The 21,115-nt window shown below is 74.6% G+C and carries 20 protein-coding genes and 1 pseudogene; 11 read left to right on the top strand and 10 right to left on the bottom strand.

The genetic code is table 11. The features are described 5' to 3' along the window. The first annotated feature begins 1 nt into the window (after position 1). Together ACYVPE_RS11310 and ACYVPE_RS11305 are read left to right on the top strand one after the other, a co-directional pair. Positions 2 to 2,695: an alpha/beta fold hydrolase gene (locus ACYVPE_RS11310; protein WP_461033359.1), complete on the top strand. Its 2,694-nt coding sequence runs from the start codon at positions 2 to 4 to the stop codon at positions 2,693 to 2,695. Beyond that, positions 2,695 to 3,591, top strand: coding sequence for an ABC transporter permease (locus tag ACYVPE_RS11305; RefSeq protein WP_461033358.1), 897 nt, complete (start codon positions 2,695 to 2,697; stop codon positions 3,589 to 3,591). Before ACYVPE_RS11310 ends, ACYVPE_RS11305 begins: the two co-directional genes overlap by 1 nt. A 34-nt stretch (positions 3,592 to 3,625) precedes the next feature. Here the strand turns inward: ACYVPE_RS11305 and ACYVPE_RS11300 are convergent, their stop codons facing one another. Next, positions 3,626 to 6,034, bottom strand: coding sequence for an ABC transporter permease (locus ACYVPE_RS11300; RefSeq protein WP_461033357.1), 2,409 nt, complete (start codon positions 6,032 to 6,034; stop codon positions 3,626 to 3,628). Beyond that, positions 6,031 to 6,789: an ABC transporter ATP-binding protein gene (locus ACYVPE_RS11295; protein ID WP_461033356.1), complete on the bottom strand. Its 759-nt coding sequence runs from the start codon at positions 6,787 to 6,789 to the stop codon at positions 6,031 to 6,033. Before ACYVPE_RS11295 ends, ACYVPE_RS11300 begins: the two co-directional genes overlap by 4 nt. A 111-nt stretch (positions 6,790 to 6,900) precedes the next feature. Between ACYVPE_RS11295 and ACYVPE_RS11290 the strand changes: the two genes are divergently transcribed. Together ACYVPE_RS11290 and ACYVPE_RS11285 are read left to right on the top strand one after the other, a co-directional pair. Further along, positions 6,901 to 8,070, top strand: a complete 1,170-nt coding sequence (locus tag ACYVPE_RS11290; RefSeq protein ID WP_461033355.1) for a sensor histidine kinase — start codon at positions 6,901 to 6,903, stop codon at positions 8,068 to 8,070. 32 nt (positions 8,071 to 8,102) lie between these two features. Then, positions 8,103 to 8,702, top strand: coding sequence for a LuxR C-terminal-related transcriptional regulator (locus ACYVPE_RS11285; RefSeq protein ID WP_461033404.1), 600 nt, complete (start codon positions 8,103 to 8,105; stop codon positions 8,700 to 8,702). Between the two features lie 39 nt (positions 8,703 to 8,741). Here ACYVPE_RS11285 and ACYVPE_RS11280 read toward each other — a convergent pair whose 3' ends face one another. The 4 genes from ACYVPE_RS11280 to ACYVPE_RS11265 form a co-directional block, all read right to left on the bottom strand. Next, positions 8,742 to 9,926 (bottom strand): glycosyltransferase family 4 protein, encoded by a 1,185-nt coding sequence (locus ACYVPE_RS11280; RefSeq protein ID WP_461033354.1) that lies wholly within the window; start codon positions 9,924 to 9,926, stop codon positions 8,742 to 8,744. Continuing rightward, the gene (locus tag ACYVPE_RS11275; RefSeq protein WP_461033353.1) at positions 9,923 to 10,366 is read right to left on the bottom strand and encodes a hypothetical protein; all 444 of its coding nucleotides are present in this window, start codon (positions 10,364 to 10,366) and stop codon (positions 9,923 to 9,925) included. The genes ACYVPE_RS11280 and ACYVPE_RS11275 overlap by 4 nt, the downstream gene beginning before the upstream one ends. Beyond that, a complete protein-coding gene (locus ACYVPE_RS11270; RefSeq protein WP_461033352.1) occupies positions 10,363 to 11,346 on the bottom strand; it encodes a sulfotransferase family protein in 984 nt (327 codons plus the stop codon). Before ACYVPE_RS11270 ends, ACYVPE_RS11275 begins: the two co-directional genes overlap by 4 nt. A gap of 210 nt (positions 11,347 to 11,556) precedes the next feature. Further along, a complete protein-coding gene (locus ACYVPE_RS11265; protein ID WP_461033351.1) occupies positions 11,557 to 12,555 on the bottom strand; it encodes a sporulation protein in 999 nt (332 codons plus the stop codon). 204 nt (positions 12,556 to 12,759) lie between these two features. On the opposite strand from ACYVPE_RS11265, the gene ACYVPE_RS11260 reads away from it, so the two are divergent. The 3 genes from ACYVPE_RS11260 (at position 12,760) to ACYVPE_RS11250 (ending at position 14,626) form a co-directional block, all read left to right on the top strand. Continuing rightward, a complete protein-coding gene (locus ACYVPE_RS11260; RefSeq protein ID WP_461033350.1) occupies positions 12,760 to 13,218 on the top strand; it encodes a hypothetical protein in 459 nt (152 codons plus the stop codon). A gap of 74 nt (positions 13,219 to 13,292) precedes the next feature. After that, positions 13,293 to 13,988, top strand: coding sequence for a DUF3105 domain-containing protein (locus ACYVPE_RS11255; RefSeq protein WP_461033349.1), 696 nt, complete (start codon positions 13,293 to 13,295; stop codon positions 13,986 to 13,988). Then, positions 13,985 to 14,626: a DUF305 domain-containing protein gene (locus tag ACYVPE_RS11250; protein WP_461033348.1), complete on the top strand. Its 642-nt coding sequence runs from the start codon at positions 13,985 to 13,987 to the stop codon at positions 14,624 to 14,626. Before ACYVPE_RS11255 ends, ACYVPE_RS11250 begins: the two co-directional genes overlap by 4 nt. 79 nt (positions 14,627 to 14,705) lie before the next feature. Here ACYVPE_RS11250 and ACYVPE_RS11245 read toward each other — a convergent pair whose 3' ends face one another. Next, positions 14,706 to 15,092, bottom strand: coding sequence for an RNA-binding S4 domain-containing protein (locus ACYVPE_RS11245; RefSeq protein WP_461033347.1), 387 nt, complete (start codon positions 15,090 to 15,092; stop codon positions 14,706 to 14,708). A gap of 154 nt (positions 15,093 to 15,246) precedes the next feature. Between ACYVPE_RS11245 and ACYVPE_RS11240 the strand changes: the two genes are divergently transcribed. Further along, the gene (locus tag ACYVPE_RS11240) at positions 15,247 to 15,624 is read left to right on the top strand and encodes a hypothetical protein (RefSeq protein WP_461033346.1); all 378 of its coding nucleotides are present in this window, start codon (positions 15,247 to 15,249) and stop codon (positions 15,622 to 15,624) included. A 57-nt stretch (positions 15,625 to 15,681) separates the two neighbouring features. On the opposite strand, the gene ACYVPE_RS11235 is transcribed toward ACYVPE_RS11240, so the two are convergent. Both ACYVPE_RS11235 and ligD read right to left on the bottom strand, forming a co-directional pair. Further along, positions 15,682 to 17,097: a dihydrolipoyl dehydrogenase family protein gene (locus tag ACYVPE_RS11235; RefSeq protein ID WP_461033345.1), complete on the bottom strand. Its 1,416-nt coding sequence runs from the start codon at positions 17,095 to 17,097 to the stop codon at positions 15,682 to 15,684. Between the two features lie 61 nt (positions 17,098 to 17,158). Further along, on the bottom strand, positions 17,159 to 18,187 hold the full coding sequence (gene ligD / locus ACYVPE_RS11230) for a non-homologous end-joining DNA ligase (RefSeq protein WP_461033344.1): 1,029 nt from the start codon (positions 18,185 to 18,187) through the stop codon (positions 17,159 to 17,161). Between the two features lie 103 nt (positions 18,188 to 18,290). Between ligD and ACYVPE_RS11225 the strand changes: the two are divergent. The 3 genes and pseudogenes from ACYVPE_RS11225 to ACYVPE_RS11215 all read left to right on the top strand — a co-directional run. Next, a pseudogene (locus tag ACYVPE_RS11225) lies at positions 18,291 to 18,794 on the top strand (nucleoside deaminase); the annotation flags it as partial. Continuing rightward, positions 18,777 to 19,292 (top strand): tetratricopeptide repeat protein, encoded by a 516-nt coding sequence (locus tag ACYVPE_RS11220; RefSeq protein WP_461033403.1) that lies wholly within the window; start codon positions 18,777 to 18,779, stop codon positions 19,290 to 19,292. The pseudogene ACYVPE_RS11225 and the gene ACYVPE_RS11220, both read left to right, overlap by 18 nt. Beyond that, positions 19,289 to 19,744: a GNAT family N-acetyltransferase gene (locus ACYVPE_RS11215; RefSeq protein ID WP_461033343.1), complete on the top strand. Its 456-nt coding sequence runs from the start codon at positions 19,289 to 19,291 to the stop codon at positions 19,742 to 19,744. The genes ACYVPE_RS11220 and ACYVPE_RS11215 overlap by 4 nt, the downstream gene beginning before the upstream one ends. 13 nt (positions 19,745 to 19,757) lie before the next feature. On the opposite strand, the gene ACYVPE_RS11210 is transcribed toward ACYVPE_RS11215, so the two are convergent. Next, positions 19,758 to 21,115, bottom strand: a 1,358-nt coding sequence (locus tag ACYVPE_RS11210) for an acetamidase/formamidase family protein (protein WP_461033342.1), incomplete at its 5' end; no start/stop codon positions are given.

Genomic DNA, 21,115 nt, shown 5'->3' with positions numbered 1-21,115 from the left:
CATGAGAACGCGATGGCCCCTGCGCGGCCGCCGGTTGGCCGGGGTGCTGGCCGCCCTGGCCGTGCTGGCCGGCGTCGGCACCTGGGCGGCGACCGGCGACGACGGGCCCGAGGTGGCGCGCGACGACCGGGTGTTCGAGATGCCGGAGGAGCCGGGCAGCCGGCAGACCGTGCGGATCGACACCTCCCTGTTCACCGCCGGCGAGGCCGCCGAGCCCCGCCCCGCCGTGCTGCTCGCGCACGGCTTCGGCGGCAGCAAGGAGGACGTCAGGCCGGAGGCCGAGCGGCTGGCCCGCGCCGGCTACGCCGTGCTGACCTGGTCGGCCCGCGGCTTCGGCGGCTCCACCGGGCGCATCGGCCTCAACGACCCGGAGCGTGAGGTCGCCGACGTCTCCCGGCTGATCGACTGGCTCGCCGAGCGCCCCGACATCCGGCTCGACGGCGAGGGCGACCCCCGGGTCGGCGTCGCGGGATCCTCCTACGGCGGCGCCATCGCGCTGCTCGCCGCCGGGCACGACGACCGGGTGGACGCCATCGCCCCGCGCGTCACCTACTGGGACCTCGCCGACGCGCTGTTCCCCGAGGGCGTCTTCAAGCGGCTGTGGACCGGCATCCTGTTCACCACCGGATCCACCGAGGCCACCACCGGATCGACCGCCGAAGAGCCGGGCTGCGGCCGGTTCCTGCCCGAGCTGTGCGCGCTCTACGAGCGGGTGGCCGTCGCCGGCGCGCCCGACGAGGCGGCCCGCCACCTGCTGCACGCCCGCAGCCCCGCCGCCGTCGCCGACCGCATCGACGTGCCCACCCTGATCACCCAGGGCCAGCACGACTCGCTCTTCCCCCTCGACCAGGCCGACGCCATGGCCGGCGCCATCGAGGCCAACGGCGCCCCGGTCAGCGTCGACTGGGTGTGGGCGGGCCACGACGGCGGCGTCTCCGAGGCCGGCAGGACCGAGCAGCGCACCATCGACTGGTTCGACCGCTACCTGCGCGACGACCCGGGCGCCGACACCGGGCCGGGATTCCGCGTCACCCGGATCAGCGGCTTCGACTCCACCAACGGCTCCACCCTGCTGCGCGGCGCCACGGGCGACGCCTACCCGGGGCTCGACGGCGAGTCCACCACCGTCGAACTCACCGGCGGCGAGCAGAGCTTCGTCAACCCACCGGGCGGCGCCCCGCCCGGCGTCTCCGCCGTCCCCGGGCTCGGCGCCCTCGCCCGGATCTCCACCCTCGGCCTCGGCCTCGCGCTCGACTTCCCCGGACAGTACGCCTCCTTCGACTCCGCGCCGCTGGAGCGGACCACCCGGGTCACCGGCGCCCCCTCCGTGCGGGTCGACCTGTCGTCCGACGCCGAGAGCGCCGTGCTGTTCGCCAAGCTCTACGACGTCGCGCCGGACGGCGGCACCCAGACCCTGCCCGCCCAACTGGTCGCCCCGATCCGCGTCGACGACATCGGCGAGGGACGCACCGTCGACGTCCGACTCCCCACCATCGACTACCCGTTCGAGGCCGGCCACCGGATGCGGGTGGTGCTCTCCACCACCGACATCGGCTACGCCTCGCCGAACGAGCCGGCCACCCACACGGTCTCGCTCGCCGACCCCGCGCTCACCGTGCCCACCGCACCAGAACTGGTCAGCGGCCCCCCGCCGCTGCCCTGGTGGACCTGGGGCCTGCCACTCGGCGGTGCCGTCGTCGCGGCGGCGATTCTGCTCACCGGCCGCCGCCGCGCCCCGGCCGGCACCGCCCGGGTCGACCCGGCCCCCGACCCGCTGCTGGCCGACGTCCCGCTGCGGATCGAAGGGCTCACCAAGCGCTACGCGGGTGCCGGCGACCGCTACGCGGTCCGCGACCTCTCCTTCCAGGTCAGGCGCGGCCAGGTGCTCGGCCTGCTCGGCCCCAACGGCGCGGGCAAGACCACCACGCTGCGCATGCTGATGGGCCTGATCGCCCCGGACGCCGGCGAGATCCGGCTCTTCGGCCACCTCGTCGGTCCTGGCGCCCCGGTGCTCTCCAGGGTCGGCGCCTTCGTCGAGGGTGCCGGCTTCCTGCCCCACCTCAGCGGCCGCGCCAACCTGGAGCTCTACTGGGCCGCCACCGGCCGCCCGGCCGCCGACGCCCACCTCGACGAGGCCCTGGAGATCGCCGGCCTCGGCACCGCCGTCGAACGCGCCGTCCGCACCTACTCGCAGGGCATGCGGCAGCGGCTCGCCATCGCCCAGGCCATGCTCGGCCTGCCGGAACTGCTGATCCTCGACGAGCCCACCAACGGCCTCGACCCGCCGCAGATCCGCGCCATGCGCGACGTGATGACCGGCTACGCCGCCGAGGGCCGCACCGTGATCGTCTCCAGCCACCTGCTCGCCGAGGTCGAGCAGACCTGCACCGACCTGGTGGTGATGGACGGCGGCCGGCTGGTGCGCTCCGGCCCGGTCGGCGAGATCACCGGCTCGGGCGACACCCTGCTGGTCGGCATCGACGTCGAGCCCACCGACGCGGTGCTCGAACAGGTCGCCGCACTGCCGGGCGTCGCCTCGGTCGGCCGCGCCGAGACGGGCCTGCTGATCCGGCTCGACGGCCTCAGCCCCGCCGAACTCCTCGCCGAGCTGGTGCGGTTGGAGATCCCCGTGCACGCTGTGGGGCCGCACCGCCGCCTCGAGGACGCTTTTCTCACCCTGATCGGAGGCGCCTGATGGCCGCCGCGCCGGACACCACAGCCGACACCACGGCCGCCGTCGGCACCACCGCCCTCGACGCGGCGCCCGGCTACGCCGCCCGCCGCACCCTGCCGCTGCGGGTGGAGGCCGTCCGCCAACTGCGGCGCCGCCGCACGCTGGTGATCGGCGCGCTGCTCGGCCTGCTGCCGCTGGTGGTCGCCGTGGCCTTCGAGGTCGGCGGCGAGCCGAGCGGCGGCGGCGAACTCACCCTGCTGGACACCGCCACCGCCTCCGGCGTGAACTTCGCCGCCACCTGCCTCTTCCTCTCCGCCGGCTTCCTGCTCGTGGTGCCCGTGGCCCTGTTCTTCGGCGACACGGTGGCCGCCGAGGCCGGCTGGTCCTCGCTGCGTTACCTGCTGGCGGCGCCGGTGCCACGCACCCGGCTGCTGCTCAGCAAGCTCGGCGTGGCGCTGCTGTTCAGCGCCGCCGCCATGGTCCTGCTGCCGCTGGTGGCCCTGGCCGTCGGCGCGGCCGCCTACGGCTGGGGGCCGTTGGAGCTGCCCACCGGCGGCACCCTGCCGGCCGGCGAGGCGCTGGGCCGCCTCGCCGTCGGCGTGGGCTACGTGCTGGTCGCCCAACTGGTCACCGCCGGCCTCGCGTTCTGGCTGTCCACCGCCACCGACGCGCCACTCGGCGCGGTTGGCGGCGCGCTCGGGCTCACCATCGTCGGCAACATCCTCGACGCCATCACCGCGCTCGGCGACTGGCGCGACTTCCTGCCCGCGCACTGGCAGTTCGCCTGGGCCGACGCCTTCCAGCCGCAGCTGGAGTGGGGCGGCATGATCCGCGGCACCGCGGTCTCCGTCGCCTACGCCCTGGTGCTGTTCGCGCTGGCCTTCCGCGGCTTCCGGAACAAGGACATCGTCTCCTGAGACCCCCGGTCCAGGACCGGCCGGCCGGCTCCCGTCAGCCGCTCATCCGCCCTCCCCTGGACCGGGGGACCCCCGCCTGACGGAGGACGCGGCGGGCGGGCAGCACGCTGGCGGCCAGCCCGACCAGCAGACACCCACCGACCGAGCCCACCACCCACGGCCAGGCGACCACCGGCTCCACCGGGACGCCCAGGTTCTCGCGCAGCCCGTGGCTCATGCCCAGCAGCGCCGGAGCGGCCGCGGCCAGGCCCAGCACGGCGCCGATCGCCACGACGCAACAGGTCTCTCCCGCCACGGCCATGAGCACCTGGCGCCGCGACGCGCCCGACAGCCGCAGCACCCGGAAGTCACGTGCCCGGTCCGAGGTCGCCGTCAGCAGCGTGGAACCGACGGCGATCGCCGTGTACCCGGCCGTCATGGCGACCAGAATCAGCGTGAAGAGACGTATCAGGTCGTCCTCCTCCGCGTCGTCCCCTCGTGCCTGCTCCAGGACCGAGACCTCCTCGGCGCCGAGCTCCGCCGCCGGACGGGCCGGCGGCCCACCGGTGCGGAACACGACGTCGGCCAGCGCCGAGGGATCACGGGCCCGCACCAACTCGGCCGGCAGCAGCAGCTGGTACGGCAGATCGTCGCCGATCACCGCGGCCACCCGGAGCCGCTCCGCTCGGCCGTCGTCGAAGACGAGGCCGAAGCCCGCGCCCTCTTCCAGGCCGTGCGCCCCGGCCACCGCCGCGCTCACGACGACCGTGCCCTCGGCGGGCGCCGGCGCGCCGCGCACCGCCGCGAACTCCGGGGAGACGCCGGCCGCGAGCAGCGCGGAACCGCCGGCCGCCGGGTAGACGGTGGTCGACAGCACGGCGGCGCCCTCGACCCCGGCCACGGCCGCGGCCGAGAGGCCGGGGGTGCCCCGCGGGACGATCGCGGCCTCCGCCCGCACGGCGGCGGCCTCACCCGCGGTCCCCGCGCCGGCGGTGGTCTCCACCGTGCTGGTGATCAGCACGGCGAACGCCACCGTGGCGAGCACCGGCGCGACCGTCGCCGAGGTGCGGCGCACCGCGGTGCGCACGCTCTCCCGCACCAGCATGGACGTCGCCCCGGGGCGGATGGCGAGCGGCCGCGTCAACGCGCTCACCACGGGCCGGGTGAACGCCGGGCTGAGGACGGTGAGCCCGGCGGTGAGACTCATCGCGGTGCCGAGGCCCAACAGGACCATGGCGTCAGGACCGGCGACGGCCGTGCCGGCGGCGCAGGCCACGCCCAAGCCCGCCAGCCCGAGCCCCGACAGCCAACGGCCCCTGGTCATCGGCACGGTGTCGACCACCGCCTCCCGCATGGCGTCCAGCGGAGCCACCCGCGCCACCCGGCGGGAGGCCCACCACACCCCGACCAGGGCGACCGCGGGACCGAGGGCGAACGCGGCGGGGGGAACCCACCAGGTGAACCGCACGGCGAAGCCCACCGGCTGCAGGCCGCCGTCGACCAGCAGCCCGGCCATGGCAGGCGCCAGCAGCAGCCCGAGCACGGACCCGACGCCCGCCGCGAGGACGCCCACCGACACCGCCTCGCCGTACAGCACGCGCCGCAACTGCCGCGGCGTCGCGCCGATAGCCCGCAACAGGCCGAACTCGCGACGACGCCTGGCGACCGTGAAGGCGAAGGACGACGACACGACGAAGACGGAGACGAACGCGGAGAGCACCGTCATCGCGGTGACGACCTGAGCGCCGATCCAGCCGGTCATCTCGTCCTGCTCGGGGGCGAGCGCGCCCCGGGCGGAACCGGACAGCACCCGGCCCTCGGAACCGACGACCTCCCGCGCGGACTCGGCCACCCGTGCGGGATCTGTTCCGGGCGCGAGGGTGAGGCCGATGACGCGGACACCACCGGCGAGTTCCGCGGCCCGCTCGTCCGTGACGTAGTAGCCGGGGCCGGCCATCGTGCCCGAGACCGTGAAGTCGACCGGACCCTCGGCGGTCAGGATCGCCACCCGCTCGCCAGGCGGCAGGCCGAGCGCCCGGTCGACGACGATGTCGCCCGCCGCGGTCGGCGGCCCGCCGGCCGTCAGCCCGAACGAGGCCAGCGCCGCGGTGGACCAGCCGTGGCCCTGCCGCTCGCCGGCGCGCTGCTCGGTGCCGAAGGACTGCGCGTAGAAGTCGCGGACGGGGACCGCCGCGTCGACTCCCGGCAGCGCGGCCAGTGCCTCCCGCAACCGCTCGGCCCGCTCGGGTGACCAGGGCGGCGGCTGGGCGAACACGCCGCTGACCTGGGCCTCCTCAGGGCTGGCGACCAGCACCGGGGCGGCGGCGAGCCGCGCCGGCACGCCCGTGCCGCCCGAGAGCAGGATCAGACCGCTCATCGTCACCACGGCGACGCCCACCGCGACCGCGACGAAGCAGCCGAGGAACGAGACCCAACGCTGCCTGACCATCGCCAGGACCGTCACGACCGCACCTCGAGCGCCGCCGTCCGCGCCGCGATCGCCTCGGCTCCCGTGCCGCCCGGCAACTCGTCGGCGAGCCGCCCGTCCGCGAGGAGCACGACACGGTCGGCGAACGCCGCCGCGGCGGGATCGTGCGTCACCATGATCACCGTCTGCCCCTCCGTGTCCACCAGCTGTCGCAGCAGTTCGAGCACGGTGCGCGACGCGGCGCTGTCCAGTGCCCCGGTCGGCTCGTCCGCGAAGAGCACCGCCGGGCGCGCTATCAACGCCCTGGCGATCGCGACCCGTTGTCGCTGGCCTCCCGACAACTCACTCGGCCGATGGCCGGCCCTGGCCGCGAGGCCGACCCGGGCCAGGGCCTCCCGTGCCGCGCCGGCCGCCGGACGCCGCCCGGCCAGCCGGAGCGGCAACTCCACGTTCTGCGCCGCCGTCAACGCCGAGACCAGGTTGAACTCCTGGAAGACGAAACCGACCCGCTCCCGGCGCAGCAGCGTCAGACCGTGTTCGTCGAGGCCGCCCAACTCGGTGCCGGCGATCCACACCTCGCCGGCGGACGGACGGTCGATGCCCGCCGCGCAGTGGAGCAGGGTCGACTTCCCCGAGCCCGAGGGCCCCATCACGGCCGACATCGTGCCGGAGGCGAAGGCGACGGTGACGCCGTCCAGAGCGGTCACGGCGTGCTCTCCCGTGCCGTGGCGCTTCCGGACGGCGTGGAGCCGAACGGGAGGGGGAGTGGGGTCAGTCGGTGTCAAGGTCATGGGATCCAGGCAACGGCACGGTGCCCCGCCCGCGCATTGGCGCCAGGGCGAGAAGAAATACTCCACCTGGCACTACCGACCACCCCGGGGGTGGCTCGATACGGTCGACGGGTGTTTCCTCGTAACGTCCTGGAGGCTCTCAGCTACCGGCCTCTGGGATATCTCCGCTCCAACTGGCCCCTGCGGTCGCTGACGTATCTGCTGACCGGCGGATTCTTCAGCACCGCGCTCGGTCTCGCGCTGCTCGGCGTGCTGACCGCCCCCTTCGGCAGGACGGCGTGCGTGCTCGCCGCCGTCCACATCCTGGCCTTCGCCGTTCTGATGGCGGGACCGTTCGAGAGGTGGCGCCTCACCCTGATAGACAGCGAGCCGCTGCGGCCACTCGACGGCTGGCGGACGGTGGGCTACGGCGCCGTCTCGATCCTGGCCGTGGGCTGGGCGGACCTCGCCGTCGTCCTGGTCTCGATCGGCATCCCCGGGTTCCTGTTGGCCGCGCCGTTCCAACCGACCGCCGCGCCCTGGCAGGCGATCACGGGGCCGGTCGCCGGAGCGGTCCTGCTGCCCATAGCGGCCTACCCCATCGGCGCCTGGGCGGGGGCCCGTGGCGCCCTGGCCAGGGCCGCCCTCGCCCCAGGGGACGGCGAGTTGCGCGAGGTGGTCCGCTCCCGGGCGCGGCTCGTCGACGCCTTCGAGGCGGAGCGCCGCCGCATCGAGCGCGACCTGCACGACGGGGCCCAGCAGCGCCTGGTCGCCCTGAACATGAAGCTGGGGATAGCCGCGCTGGACGTGGCGCCGGGCAGCGTCGCGGCCAAGGAGGTGGGGGAGGCCCACACCCTCGCCAAGGAGGCGCTCGCTGAGCTGCGCGAGTTGATCAGGGGAGTTCACCCACAGGTGCTCACCGAGCGCGGAATCCCCGCCGCCGTCCGGGACATCGCCGGGCGCTCCCCGGTCCCCGCCACCGTCGACATCGACCTGCCAGAGCGGCTGTCGCCCGGCGTCGAGGCCACGGTCTACTTCGTGGTCACCGAGGCGCTGACCAACATCGCCAGGCACAGCGGAGCCGGCCGGTGCCGCATCGCGGCCCGCAGCGCCGAAGGGGTGCTGTGCCTGGAGATCGAGGACGACGGCGTGGGTGGGGCCGACGCCGCGCGCGGTACCGGCCTCCTCGGCCTGGCCGACCGGATCGCCGCCGCCGACGGCAGAATGCTCCTGTCCAGTCCGCCGGGCGGGCCCACCACGATCAGAGCGGAGATCCCGTGCCACCACCCCTCCGCGTCCTGATCGCCGAGGACACCGTGCTGCTGCGCGAGGGCATGGTGCACCTGCTGCGGCGGTTCGGTCACGACGTGGTCGGAGCCGTCGGAGACGGCGCCTCGTTGCTCGCCGCCGCCCAGCGGCAGCGGCCCGACCTGGTCATCGTCGACGTCCGCATGCCGCCCGACTTCCGCGACGAGGGCCTGCGCGCCGCCCGCAGACTCCAGTCGGAGCAGCCGGAACTCGCGGTGCTCGTGCTCAGCCAGTACGTCGAGCAGACGTTCGCCGACGAGCTGCTCGAAGACCGTCTGGGCGGCGCGGGGATGGGATACCTCCTCAAGGAACGCATCGGCGACGTCGAGGAGTTCGCCGACGCCGTCGGCCGGGTGGCGGCCGGGGCGACAGTCGTGGACCCGGAGGTGGTGCGCCAGTTGTTGGCGCGGCGCCGTGATCCGTTGGCCCGCCTGACGCCGCGTGAGCGCGAAGTGCTCGCGCTGATCGCGGAGGGCCGCTCCAACGCGGCGATCGCCAGGCGTCTCGTCGTGACCGAGGCGGCGGTGGCGAAGCACATCGCGAGCATCCTGGCGAAGCTCGACCTCCCGCCGGCCCCCGACGACCACCGCCGGGTGCTCGCCGTGCTCGCCTACCTCCGCGTCTGACGGCGAGCCACCGTGACGCCCCTGGCGAGGGCCGGTCCTTCACCCGGTCCTGGAGCCGGCCAACGACTCGAAGAGCGCCGTCCACCGGTCGCGGATCGCCTCCGGCGCGTACGCCTGCACGGTGGCCAGCGCCGCGTCGCCCATCTGGGCCCGCAGCCCCTCGTCGGCCATCAGGGTGCGCATCGCCGCGGCGAGCCCCTCCACGTCCTCCGGCGGGACGAGCAGCCCCTCCTTGCCGTCGGTGATCACATCCGCTGGGCCCGTCGGGCAGTCGAAGCTGACCACGGGCAGCGCGTGCGTCATCGCCTCGATCATCACCATCGGCAGCCCCTCGGCCCGCGAACTCAGCACGTACATCGAGGCCTTGGCCAGCTCCTCGTCCAGCTGGTCGGAGCGGCCCATCAGGAACACGTGGTTGTACAGGTGGTGTTCCTCGATCAGCTTCCGCAGCTGTTTGCCGCGGTCCCCGGTGCCGTAGATCCGCAGCTGCCAGTCGGGGAACTCGTCCACCAGCCGGGAGAAAGCGGGGATCAGCAGGTCGTACCCCTTCTGCGGGCGCAGCCGGCCGGCGGTCACCGCGATCCGGCTGGCGCAGGTGGCCGGCTTCTGCTTCAACGAGTGCACCGCGTTGGGGATCAGCTCCACCCGGGTGTCGGGCGCGATCCGCAGGTAGTCCCCGCGGTCCCGCTGGGTCAGCACGGCGATCGCGTCGAACCGCCCGTACCAGCGGGTGATCGCGGCCCGCACGTCGGGCTGGTGGACGGACAGGTTCATGTGCTCCTGGGCCACCCGCAGCACGCCCCGGGTGGCGAACCTGGCGGCCAGCAGGTTCAGCGAGGGCCGGGTGGTCACCAGCACCCCGTCCCGCAACTCGCCCAGGTAGTCGATGACCTGGCGCTCGATGCCGCGGGTCAGCGCCGCGTAGCCGCCCTCGCCGCGCGGCACGAACCGCGCCGGCCCGGCCGCCCGGCGGTCGGCGAGCCGGCGCAGCGGCCCGCGGTGCCCGGCCGGCTCGGCGTCGTGGTCGTGGCGGTGTCGCAGGTCGGCGAGGGCGAAGAGCCGTACCCGGGAGTCGAGCGGGAAGTAGGGGCGGTCGGCGCGCCGGAGCACGCTGACCACGCGTACGTCGTGGCCGGCCGCGGCCAGCGCGCCGGCCTGCGTGAACACGGTTCTGATCGTGCCGCCCATCCCGTAGGCGTGCAGCAGCAGATAGCGGATCTTCATCGCCCGGGCCGCACCTCGACGGAGAGATTGTCCTTGATCGTGTAGTACGGCCGCACCAGCAGCGTCAGCTCGCCCCTGGTGACCCGCTGGCCGGGGAAGACCATGACCGTCTTCTTGTTCCTGATGTCGTCGAGCAGCCGGCCCACCCGCAGCCCGGCGCCGGTGGCTCCTGGCGGTGCCAGCCAGACGTCCCACAGCGCCGGCGGCTCGAACACGTCGGCCGGCACCAGGTCCGCCACCGGCAACGAGGAGTCGAACGCCGCCCCGTCGAGCGGCGCCGGGTAGCGCAGCGCCGGCTGCCCGACCGCGCCGCGCCGGGCCACCCGCAGCGTCCAGCCGTCGGCCGTGGCCGGCTCGGGGGCGTGGTCGTGCAGCCGGCCGACGAGGCGCAGCCGGCCGTCCCGGGGCCACACCTGGGCCAGTTCGGCGTGGCCCCTCATGACGCCCGCCCGGTGCCGACCAGGCCGCCCGCCGAATCCGCGGCGGGACCGGACGCGGGGCCGGCCGCGGGGCCGGACGTCGGGTAGTCCCAGGTCTCGCAGATCTCCCGCAGCACCGCCGGCAGTTCCTCGGGCGGGGGGAGCTCGCGGGCCGGCTGGACCCGGCCCGACCTGACCTTCTCGCGCCAGTCGCCGAGCCCCTTCTCCAACCGGGCGGTGGCGCCCGGCACCTGCCCGTACTCCAACATCCCCGGCTCGAAGGAGACGTCGAGGAAGTCGCAGACCGAGCGGAGCGTGGCCTCCGGGTCGCCGGTCAACTCCTCGTAGCGCACGGTGTGTCCCGGCAGCGCGCGCCGGGCGCGCTCCACGGCGTTCAGATAGCGCAGCGCGTCGTGGGCGGCGTGCTCCGGGTTGCGCTTCACCGGGTCCGCCTCGTGCCAGGAGCGGGCGACGGCCGCCGGGTGCCGCAGCAGGAACAGGAACCTGGCGTCCGGCCAACAGGTGGCGATCCGCCGGAACACGAACGCGTTCCCCGGGGTCTTCTCCACCAGCGTCTCCTTGCCGGAGCGCGCCAGCTCCCGGTGCAACACCCGGTCCCACAGCAGGTGTTCGAGCTCGGCCTGGTCGAGTCCCAACAGGCCGAGCGAGCGCTCGGCGAGGCGGGTGGCGTGGGCCACCTCGAGCCGGCGGAAGTGGAGTTCGTGCGGCGCGTGCAGCCGGGAGTGCGCGTTGAGGGTGAGCCGCAGCAGGGTGGATCCCGAGCGCACCGGCGCGATGATGAACACCGGGCGGCGCAGCAGCCGGTCCCTGACCGGGTCGGCCGGCGGCCGCGGCGCGATCACGCTCCGGGTGCCCGCGGCGCGCGGGGGAGCGATCGAGCGTGGGGCGGCGGACCCGGGGCGCGTGCGGCGCACCTGGAAGCCGGTCACCCAGCCGAGCGCGGCGTTGATTTTCCGTAGCGGTTTCTTGGCAAACGACATGGCGAAGGAGCCCCACACCAAACGGGAGGAGAACGGGCGAGAACGGGCGAGAACGGGTGAGAACGACGGAGATCGGTTCACGGTCGTTCTTACACCAGACTCGTCCGGTCGCCGGGGCAAGACCCGGAGCACGCCGTCGATAACGAGCGAAGGCTCACTCGCGCGAGTGAACTCACGCGAGTGAGCCGGGAGTTTCCGACGCGGGCGCCGTCAGTCCTCGTCGCCCTCGAACATGTCGCCGACCTCGTCGATGACCTCGCCCAGGACGAGGCCGCCGACCACGCCGGCCGCCACGCCCGCGACCATCGCGCCCGCGCCGAAGCCGGAGCGCTCCTCCTCTTCCTTGTGCGGGTGGTAGCCCTGGTGCCCGTACGGGTCGTGGTGGCCCTGGTGGCCCTGGTGGCCGCCGCCGAAGAAGCCACCGCCGTGACCGCCGCCGTGCCGCTCGGCGAGCTGCCTGACCCAGGAGTCCACCAGCCCGTTGAAGTCGGTCTGGCCGACGTCGTGGTGGCCCACGCCGAAGCGGTTGACGACGTCGTGCCCACCGCTGAAGAAGCCGCCCGGCTTGTCGGCCTCGAGCACCACCTCGAGCCCGCTGGGGGAGGCCAGCAGGGAGATCTCGATCTCGCGCATGGCGTGCGCGTAGTGCTCCGGCGGGTACATCTCGATCTCCTGGTAGAACGGCAGCGTCTGCCCGGTGCCGCCGATGTGCCCCAGTTCCAGGTCGGCCGACTTGAAGCCGAAGCCCAGCTGACCGAACGCCTCGAGCACGGCCTCCTGCACCGGCAGCGGGCGGACCATCAGCGGGTCGAGGTCACCCTTGTCCACCGCGCCGGCCACCGCCAGCTCGGTGCGCACGCCGAGCACGATGCCCAGCGGCTGGCCGTAGAGCTCGGTGACCGGGGTCTCCCACGGCACCGGCACCTGGAAGGGCACGCTGAACTCCTGCTCCTCGGCGAGCCGGAAGCCGCCGCCCACCGTGGCCCGGTGGAAGACGACGTAGCCCTCGCTCTCCGAGTCGTGCCCCTCGGCCTCGACCCGTGCCACGAAATCCAGGTGGATGCCGGTGATCTCGACGTCCATGGAGCCACCCCGCACCATGACCCGCCCCGTCAACGTGGTGCCGGGAACGACCGCACCGCCGTCCAGGATCGTGTCCACGGAGGGGCCGCCCACGCCCATCGCCCCGAGCAGCCGTTTGAACACCATCTCGGCGCTCTCCTTCGAGTCTGAGAGTCTGAAAAGTCCGATTGATTCCAATTGCACGGTGATCTGATCGGATCCCGTGAGCCCACACAGCCCCAACAACCCTGCTGCACAAGGCCGTTTCCACGCTACCGCGTCGCCGGCGACAATCCGTGGTCATGACGGCACCGGGCCATCACCGATCGGCCATGAGTACGATGACCGTCGATGACCCGAACAGCCGGCCGGACCGGCGGCACAGACGTCAGCCACGCCGGGCGCGGCGGGGCTGTCCAGGGCATGGCGCCGAACCGCCCGATCACCGGGCCCGCCTTCTGGCGGGCCCTCGTCCTCGCCGCCGTGCTGTGCGCCCTCGGCCTCGCCGCCACCGGCACGGAGACCGCCGCCCTGGCCGCGACACCGGGTCTCCACGCCGCGCAGTCGGATCTCGGGCAGCACCCCCACGCCCCACCGCAGGCGGACTCCATCGACCCGGGCAGCAAGTGCCATGGCGGCCCGGGCACGCCGGCCGATCCGCTGCTCCCGGCCCCGCTCGCGCTCCACGTTCCGCCGCCCGACCCGGCGCCGCCGGCCGCCCGCGTCATTGCCGCGCCCGGCATCAGCGGGCCGGCGAACGACGGGGCGGGGGCCGTCGACCTGCATCGGCTGCGGATCCAGCGAACGTGACGGGAAAGTCCCACCCCACACCCCCGTAACAGGACCATCCCGTTCGCCGGAACCGGAAGAAGGACTCAGACCTCATGGCAACCGACAAGACCAGCAACAAGGCCAGCGGCAGGACCGGTGGCAAGTCCGGGAAGCGCAACGCCACCGCCGAGCGCCGGGCCAAGATCGAGGAGGCCCGCCGGAAGGAACGCGCCCGCGACCGCCGCAACCGCCTCCTCACCATCGTCGCCTGCTGCGTGGTGCTCGCCGCCACCGTCGGCGGCGGCTGGTGGCTGGTGTCGAACGCCGACGGCGACAACGACACCGCCGGGTCGCAGTCCGGCGAGTCCGCCGACATCGAGGGCGTGCAGACCTGGGAGGAGCTCAGCCGCAACCACGTCGAGGGCCAGGTCGACTACGACATGAACCCGCCGGCCGGCGGCGACCACGCGCAGGCCTGGATGAACTGCGACGCCGACGTCTACGAGGCCGAGATAGCCAACGAGAACGCGGTGCACTCGCTGGAGCACGGCGCCGTCTGGGTCACCTACAACGACGCCGCCGCCGAGGAGGACATAGCCACCCTCGGTGACCGCGTCTCCAGCACCACGTACACCCTGATGAGCCCCAAGGCCGACCAGGAGTCGCCAATCGTGCTCACGGCCTGGGGCAACCAGCTGGCGGTCGACACCGCGGACGACCCGCGCGTCGAGACCTTCCTCAACACCTTCGTCCAGGGCGCCCAGACGCCGGAGCCGGGCGCCGCCTGCACCGGGGGGCTCGCGGAATGAGTGCCAGCGTCCGGCGGTGGCTGATCGCGGCCAGCGGCTCCATCGCCGTGGTCGCCGCGCTGCTGATCGGCCTGACCGCCCTGGCCCCCGCCGACTCCGCGGCGGCCGCGCCGGCCGAGGAGTCGGCGGACGTGGGCTTCGCCCGGGACATGTCGGTCCACCACCAGCAGGCGGTGGAGATGTCCTTCGTCATCCGCGACCGCACGGACGACGAGGACGTGCGCCGGCTCGCCTACGACATCATCAACACCCAGGCCAACCAGCGGGGGATGATGCTCGGCTGGCTTGAGGTCTGGGGCCGGAACAAGAGCTCGGGCGAGCCGCCGATGTCCTGGATGGAAGGCGACGCGCACGGCGGCCACGAGGCGGCGGGTGACGGCGCGCTGATGCCTGGCATGGCCACCGACGAGGAGCTGGCCGAGCTCTCGGCGGCCGAGGGCGAGGAGGCGGAGATCCGTTACCTCCAGCTGATGACGGTGCACCACCAGGGCGGCGTCGTGATGGCCCAGGCGGCGGCGGAGCAGGCGGGCACCGACGAGATCGAGCACTTGGCCGCCGGCATGGTCGAGGCCCAGGAGTCCGAGATCCGGCTGATGGCCGACATGCTGGCCGACCGCGGCGTCGAGCCGACGTCCTGACGGGCACCCCGGCGGCGGGGCTCGGCCGCCGGGGCCGCGCGGCGGCGGGGCGGAGGCGCCGCCGGCGCGGGGCGGCAGGTCAGTGGTCGGTGAGGCCGCGCAGCCGCTCGGTGTCCCGCCGTTCCCGCTTGGTCGGCCGGCCGGTGCCGCGGTCGCGGCGGGCCACCGGCAGGGACTGCTCGCGCGGGGGCGACGGCGGGCTGTTGTCCTGGTAGCACTCCACGGCCACCGGCGCGCCGACCCGCTTGCGGATCAGCTTCGTCACCACCACGATCCGCTCCCGCCCCTCCTGCCGCACCCGGATCTCGTCCCCGGACCGCACCGGCTGCGCCGGCTTGGCCCGCTCCCCGTTCACCCGGACGTGCCCCGCCCGGCAGGCGGCGGCCGCGGCCGACCGCGTCCTCGCCAGCCGCACCGACCAGATCCAGCTGTCGACGCGGACGCTGCTCTCCTCCTCGGAAGCCATGCGCCCGAGCCTAAACCCGCCACAGCTTCTTCTCCGCACCTTCTCCGGGCTGCCGCCGATCTCCGGACGGCCGTCTGACAGAGTGGGCCGCACCACAGTGCGCCGGACGACCAGGCGGAGGAGACAAGTGCGGGCTCGGCAGAGGACGTTGGGGATGGTGACGATGGTGGTGCTGGGGGTCGCCGGCTGCGGGACGGCGGACTCCCTGGAGCCGGACGGCGGCCCACGCCCGGCGCTCACCTCGGACGCCTCCCCCGAGGAGGGCCCCGAGCCGGACCAGGAGATCACCGACCCGTCCCCGCAGGAGGGGCTGACGACCACGCTCCCCGAGCCCACGCCCGAGGAGACCGAGGCCCCCGCCCCTGACCCGGAGCCCACCGACGACGCGCCCCCGCCGGGCACCGAGCCCCCGCCGCCCGGCGGGGACGGCGCGGACGAGGCCATGAGCGCCTTCTGCGAGGCGGCCGTGGACTGGCAGGACTTCTGGGACGACCAGATCCGTGACCTCTGCGAGCCCTACCTGGCCGGCTGAGACGCCGGACCCGCCGGGGGCGGCCGGGTCCGCGCGGCGACCCGGCCGGGCGGGGTCCTACCCCCGGTAGGTCTCCAGGAGGCGGAGCCAGATCTCGTTGGTGGTCGGGAAGGCCGGGACCGCGTGCCAGAGGCGGGACAGCGGGACCTCGGCCGTGACCGCGATGGTCGCGGCGTGCAGGAGTTCGCCGGTGCCGGGGCCGACGAACGTGACGCCGAGCAGCCGCTCGTCGTCCAGGTCGACCACCATCCTGGCCTGACCCCGGTACTCGTCGGAGTAGAGCGCGGCACCCGAGACCGCGCCGAGGTCGTAGTCCACCGCCCGGCAGCGGTGGCCGGCCGCCTCGGCGGCCGCCAGGGTCAGGCCGACCGCGGCCACCTCGGGCTCGGTGAACACCGCCTGCGGGACCGCCGCGTGGTCGGCCGTCGCCGCGAACGGCCCCCACGGCGCCTCGTCCACCGGCCGGTCGGCGGCCCGGGCCGCGATCGCCGCGCCGGCGATCCGCGCCTGGTACTTGCCCTGATGGGTCAGCAGCGCCCGGTGGTTGAGGTCGCCCGCGCAGTACAGCCAGCCGTCCGGCACGCCCGCCACCCGCAGGCTGTCGTCCACCTCCAGCCAGGAGCCGGGTTCCAGGCCGACCGTCTCCAGACCCAGGTCGTCGGTGCGCGGCGCCCGGCCGGTGGCGAACAGCACCTCGTCGGCGGTCAGCGGGTCACCGTGGTCCAGCGTGATCTCCACCGGCCCGTCCTTCCGCTCGACGGCCGTGACCGAGACGCCCGTTCGCACGTCGACGCCCGAGGCGCGCAGCCCGTCGGCCACCAGGTCGCCGGCGAACGGCTCCATCCGCGGCAGCGGCCGCTCGCCGCGGATCAGCAGCGTCACCCGGGAGCCGAGCGCGCTCCACGCCGCCGCCATCTCGGCGCCCACCACGCCACCGCCCACGATGGCGAGCCGCCCCGGCACCTCCTGGGAGCCGGTGGCCTCCCGGCTGGTCCACGGCCTGGCCGACGCCAACCCCGGCAGGTCGGGCAGCACGGCCCGGCTGCCGGTGCAGACCACCACCGCGTGCCTGGCGGTCAGCGTCCGCCCGGCCACCTCCACCCGCCGCGGGCCGGCCAACCGCCCGTGCCCGCGGACCAGTTCGATGCCGACCGAGTCGAGCCACGAGACCTGCCCGTCGTCCTTCCAGTCGCCGACGAACGCGTTGCGCCGGGCCAACACGGCCGCCGCGTCCACCCGCCGGTCGCCCACCGCCTCCCGCGCCCCGGCCACCGATCTGGCGCCGGACAGCGCCGCCGCCGGCCGCAGCAGGGCCTTGCTCGGGATGCAGGCCCAGTAGGAACACTCGCCACCCACCAGCTCGCTCTCCACGATCACGGTGCGCAGCCCGGCGGCCGCCGTGCGGTCCGCGACGTTCTCGCCGACCGGGCCCGCGCCGATCACGATCACGTCGTAGGTGTCGTCGTCACTCATCAGACTTCCGTTCCTCGCTCAACCGTTCCTCGCTCAACCGTTCCACGGCCGGCAGCCCACGCTAGGCCCTGCCCTCCCGATCTTCGCGTGGCCGCGCCGGCAGCCCGACCTCGGCCGGGTCGCGGTCCGGGCGCAGCCCGCGCCACACCGGATGCCGCAGCCGGCCGTCCGCGGTCCAGGTGCGGTGTGCCACCTCGCCGACCAGCCGGGGCGCCACCCACCTGGCGCGCCGCGCGTGCGGGCCGGGCACCGGTTCGTCGAACGGGCTGGTGTCGCGGGCCAGCGGGGCCAGCCTGGCGCGCAGATCCGCCAGCACCGCCTCGCCGAAACCGCTGCCCACCCGGCCGACGTAACACAGCCGGCCGGCCGCGTCGTGCGCGCCGATCAGCAGCGAGCCGATGGACTCGACCCGGCGCCCCTCGCCCGGCTGCCAGCCGCCGACCACCACCTCACGGGTGGTGAACAGCGCCTTCTTCACCCAGAGTCGGGAGCGCCGGCCCGGCAGGTAGCGGGAGTCGAGCCGCTTGGCGATCACCCCCTCGAGACCGTGCTCGCGGGCGATCTCCAGCAACCGCTCGGGCGCCACCTCCGCGCCGGTGTAGTGCGGCGGCACGGCCAGCCCCGACGCGCCGTCGAGACCCAGGCCGACCAGCCGCTCGCGGCGGTCGGCGTAGGGCTCGTCGAGCAGCGCCCGCCCGTCGTGCCGCAGCACGTCGAAGGCGAAGTACGTCACCGGCACCCGGGCCAGCAGCCCAGCGGCCGGCCGCCGTTGGTGCCGCCGCTGCAGCAGCCCGAAGTCGGGGCGGCCTGCGTCGTCCAGGGCGACGATCTCGCCGTCCAGGACCAGCCCGCCGCCGGCGCCGAGCGCCCTCGGCACGACGCCGGCGAGCTCCGGGTAGGTGTCGCTGAGGTCGTGGCCGTTGCGGCTGGTCAGCCGGGTGCGACCGGCCGGGCCCACGCACAGGCAACAGCGGTAGCCGTCCCACTTGAACTCGTAGCCCCACGGGCCGGTCGGCGGCTCGCCGTCCACCGCCAGCATCGGGGGCACCGCGTCGGGCACGCCCGCCGGCGGGCTCGGGTCCCGTTCCATGCCCCCAGTAGAGGGGCGCCCGCAGGTCGCCGAGGACAGCACGCCGCCGGCCGGCCCGTGCCCGCCCGAACGGCGCACGTCCGCGACGTATCCTGATCGCCGCATGATCGAACAGGACGAGTCGGGCCGGGAGGACACCGTGGTGGACGAGGCGGACGCGCGCCATCTGCGGCGCTGTGTGGAGCTGGCGGCCGAGGCACTGGCCGCCGGGGACGAGCCGTTCGGCTCCGTGCTGGTCGCCGCCGACGGGACCGTGCTCGCCGAGGACCACAACCGGGTGGCCGGCGGCGACAACACCAGGCACCCGGAGTTCCGGCTGGCCCGCTGGGCGGCCGCCAACCTGACCCCGGCCGAGCGGGCCGCCGCGACCGTCTACACCTCGGGCGAGCACTGCCCGATGTGCGCGGCCGCGCACGCCTGGGTCGGCCTCGGGCGGGTCGTCTACGTCTGCTCCTCGGAACAACTGGGGGAGTGGCTCGTGGAGTTCGGCGTTCCGACGCCGCCGGTCGCCACGCTGCCGATCTCCGAGGTGGCGCCCGGCGTGCTGGTCGCCGGCCCGGTGCCGGAACTGGCCGACCAGGTGCGGGAGTTGCACCGTCGCTTCCACGGTGAGCCCAACTGGGAGCAGCGGGTCGCCCACGCCTGGCGCACCATCGACGAGCACGACGCGGCCGAGTTCCGGGCGCTGATCGAGGGCCTGGCCGACGAACTCCCGGCGGACAGCGCCCTGGCCGCGTTCGAGCGCGGCTGCGCCCACGACTCCACCGGCCAGCCGGAGCGCGCCGTCCCCGAGTACCGGCGGGCGCTCGAACTCGGCCTGACGGGCGTGCGGCGCCGCCGGGCGGCCTGCCAACTGGCCAGCTCGCTGCGGAACCTGGGCGACCCGGCGGCCGGCGTCGAACTGCTGACCGCCGAGCTGGCCCGCACCTCCGACCACATGGACGACGCGGTCCGCGCCACGCTGGCGCTCTGCCTGGTCGACGTCGGCCGTGAACGCGAGGCGGTCTCCGTGGCCCTCACCGCGCTCGCCCCCCATCTGCCGCGCTACCAGCGCTCGATGGCGAACTACGCCCGCGCCCTGCGCCCCGAGGCCGATCCGCGATGACGTCCGACGCCTTCCTGGTGCGGTCCGCGCGGCCGGGCGACTACGACGCGATCGTCGCGGTCGCCGACGACTGGTGGGGCCGGCCCGTCTCCGAGGTCCTCGGCCGGCTGTTCCTCGACCACTTCCACCGGACCAGCCTGGTCGCCGAACGCGACGGCGAGCTGGCCGGGTTCGTGATCGGCTTCCTCTCGCCCTCCGCCCCCGACGAGGCGTACATCCACTTCACCGGGGTGGCCCCGGAGCACCGCCGCGGCGGCCTGGCCCGCGACCTGTACCAGCGGTTCTTCGCCCAGGCCAGGGCCGGCGGGCGGACCACGGTGCGGGCGGTGACCTCGCCGGTCAACGAGCCGTCCATCGCTTTCCACCGGGCCCTGGGCTTCGAGGTCTCCGAGCCGCGCCCCGGGTACGAAGGACCGGGGCGCGACCGGGTGGTGTTCTCCCGCGCGCTCTAGGCGCGCCCGGCGGTCAGCCGAAGTGGTCCTTGCTGATCACGCCGTGCACGCCCACGGTGCGGTCGACCACCTGGGAGATGTGGAAGTCGGCCGCCGCCGACAGGTAGGCGTAGCCGGTGGCCCGGTCCATGCCCAGGTCGTGCTCCAGGAAGTCGAGGGCGTTGACCACGGCCCGCCGCATCGCCACGTCCAGGTCGCTGAGTTGCCCGCCCTGGCTGCCGTCCGGGTCGGAGAGGCCCACCGGCAGCCAGGCGTCCTCGGTCTCGCCGAACGGGTAGCGGAACGCCACCGAGGGCGCGTCGCCCGAGTCCGGCTTGCAGACGGTGAGCCGGAACGTGGTGCGCAGCGAGCCCTCGACGGCGGTGAGCGCCACCTCGCCGTCGGCCATCGCGAAGTGCGGGTCCCCGGTGTAGAAGAGCGCGCCCTCGGCGAAGACCGGCAGGTAGAGGGTGGCGCCCTCACGCAGCAGGTTGATGTCGATGTTGCCGCCGCCGAGCGTCGGCGGGATGGAGTTGAGCGCCGGGTCGGTGAGCGCGGCCGCCTCGGCGAACGCGACGCCCATGGTGCCCATGTGCGGCCGCAGCGGGAACGTCACCTCGCGCCCGCGCCGCGAGCCGAGCGGCAGCACCCCGTTCAGCGCCCCGCCCCGGCCGCGCCGCACCGGCGTGAACACCGAGACGTTGCCGTACCCGGCCGGGTCGCCGCCGGCCCTGCCGTCCGTGGCCACCGGCGGCATCACCTCGTCGAGCGTGATCCCGTCGGGCGCCGAGCCGTCCGGGCGGCGGCCGAGGGCGCCCTTGCCGTGCCGGCTGGATATCACGCCGTAGGGGACGCGGGGCAGCAGCGAGAGCGGCTCGATCTTCAGCACGTCGCCCGGCTCGGCGCCGGCCACCGCGATCGGCCCGGTGATGACGTGCGGGCCGTCGGCGTCGAAGTCGCGCTCCGTGCGGTCGTACTCGGCGGCGATGGCGATCGCGTCGCTCAGCACCTGCCCGCGCGGCACGTCGTGGTCGCCGAAGAAGGCCACCGGGTCGCGGCCCTGGTCCTCCAGGATGCCCTCATGGGAGACCGAGTCGACGGTCACCGTCTCGCCCGACCTGATCCGCAGTACGGGATCGCTGCCCACCGCCGGCGTGTACCCCCAGCGGACCTGGTCGGGCAGCGACGGCAGGTAGTGCCGGCCGTGGATCGGCCCCCGGTGCGGCTGCAGGATCTCGCGCGGAGCGCCGCCGCGCGAGGCGGGCTCGGCAGCGGCGGCCGGCGCCGCGGCGGTGAGGCCGGCCGCGGTGCCGGCGGGCGGCACCGCGCCGGGCGCCTGGAGGAAGCGGCGGGGGGCGGGGGGGGCGATCAGGGTGGCACGGGCGGGGGGCG

The organism is Streptomyces mayteni, from assembly GCF_054783955.1.
Note: the sequence above shows the minus strand (reverse complement) of the source record. Positions and strands in the feature narration are given on the sequence as shown.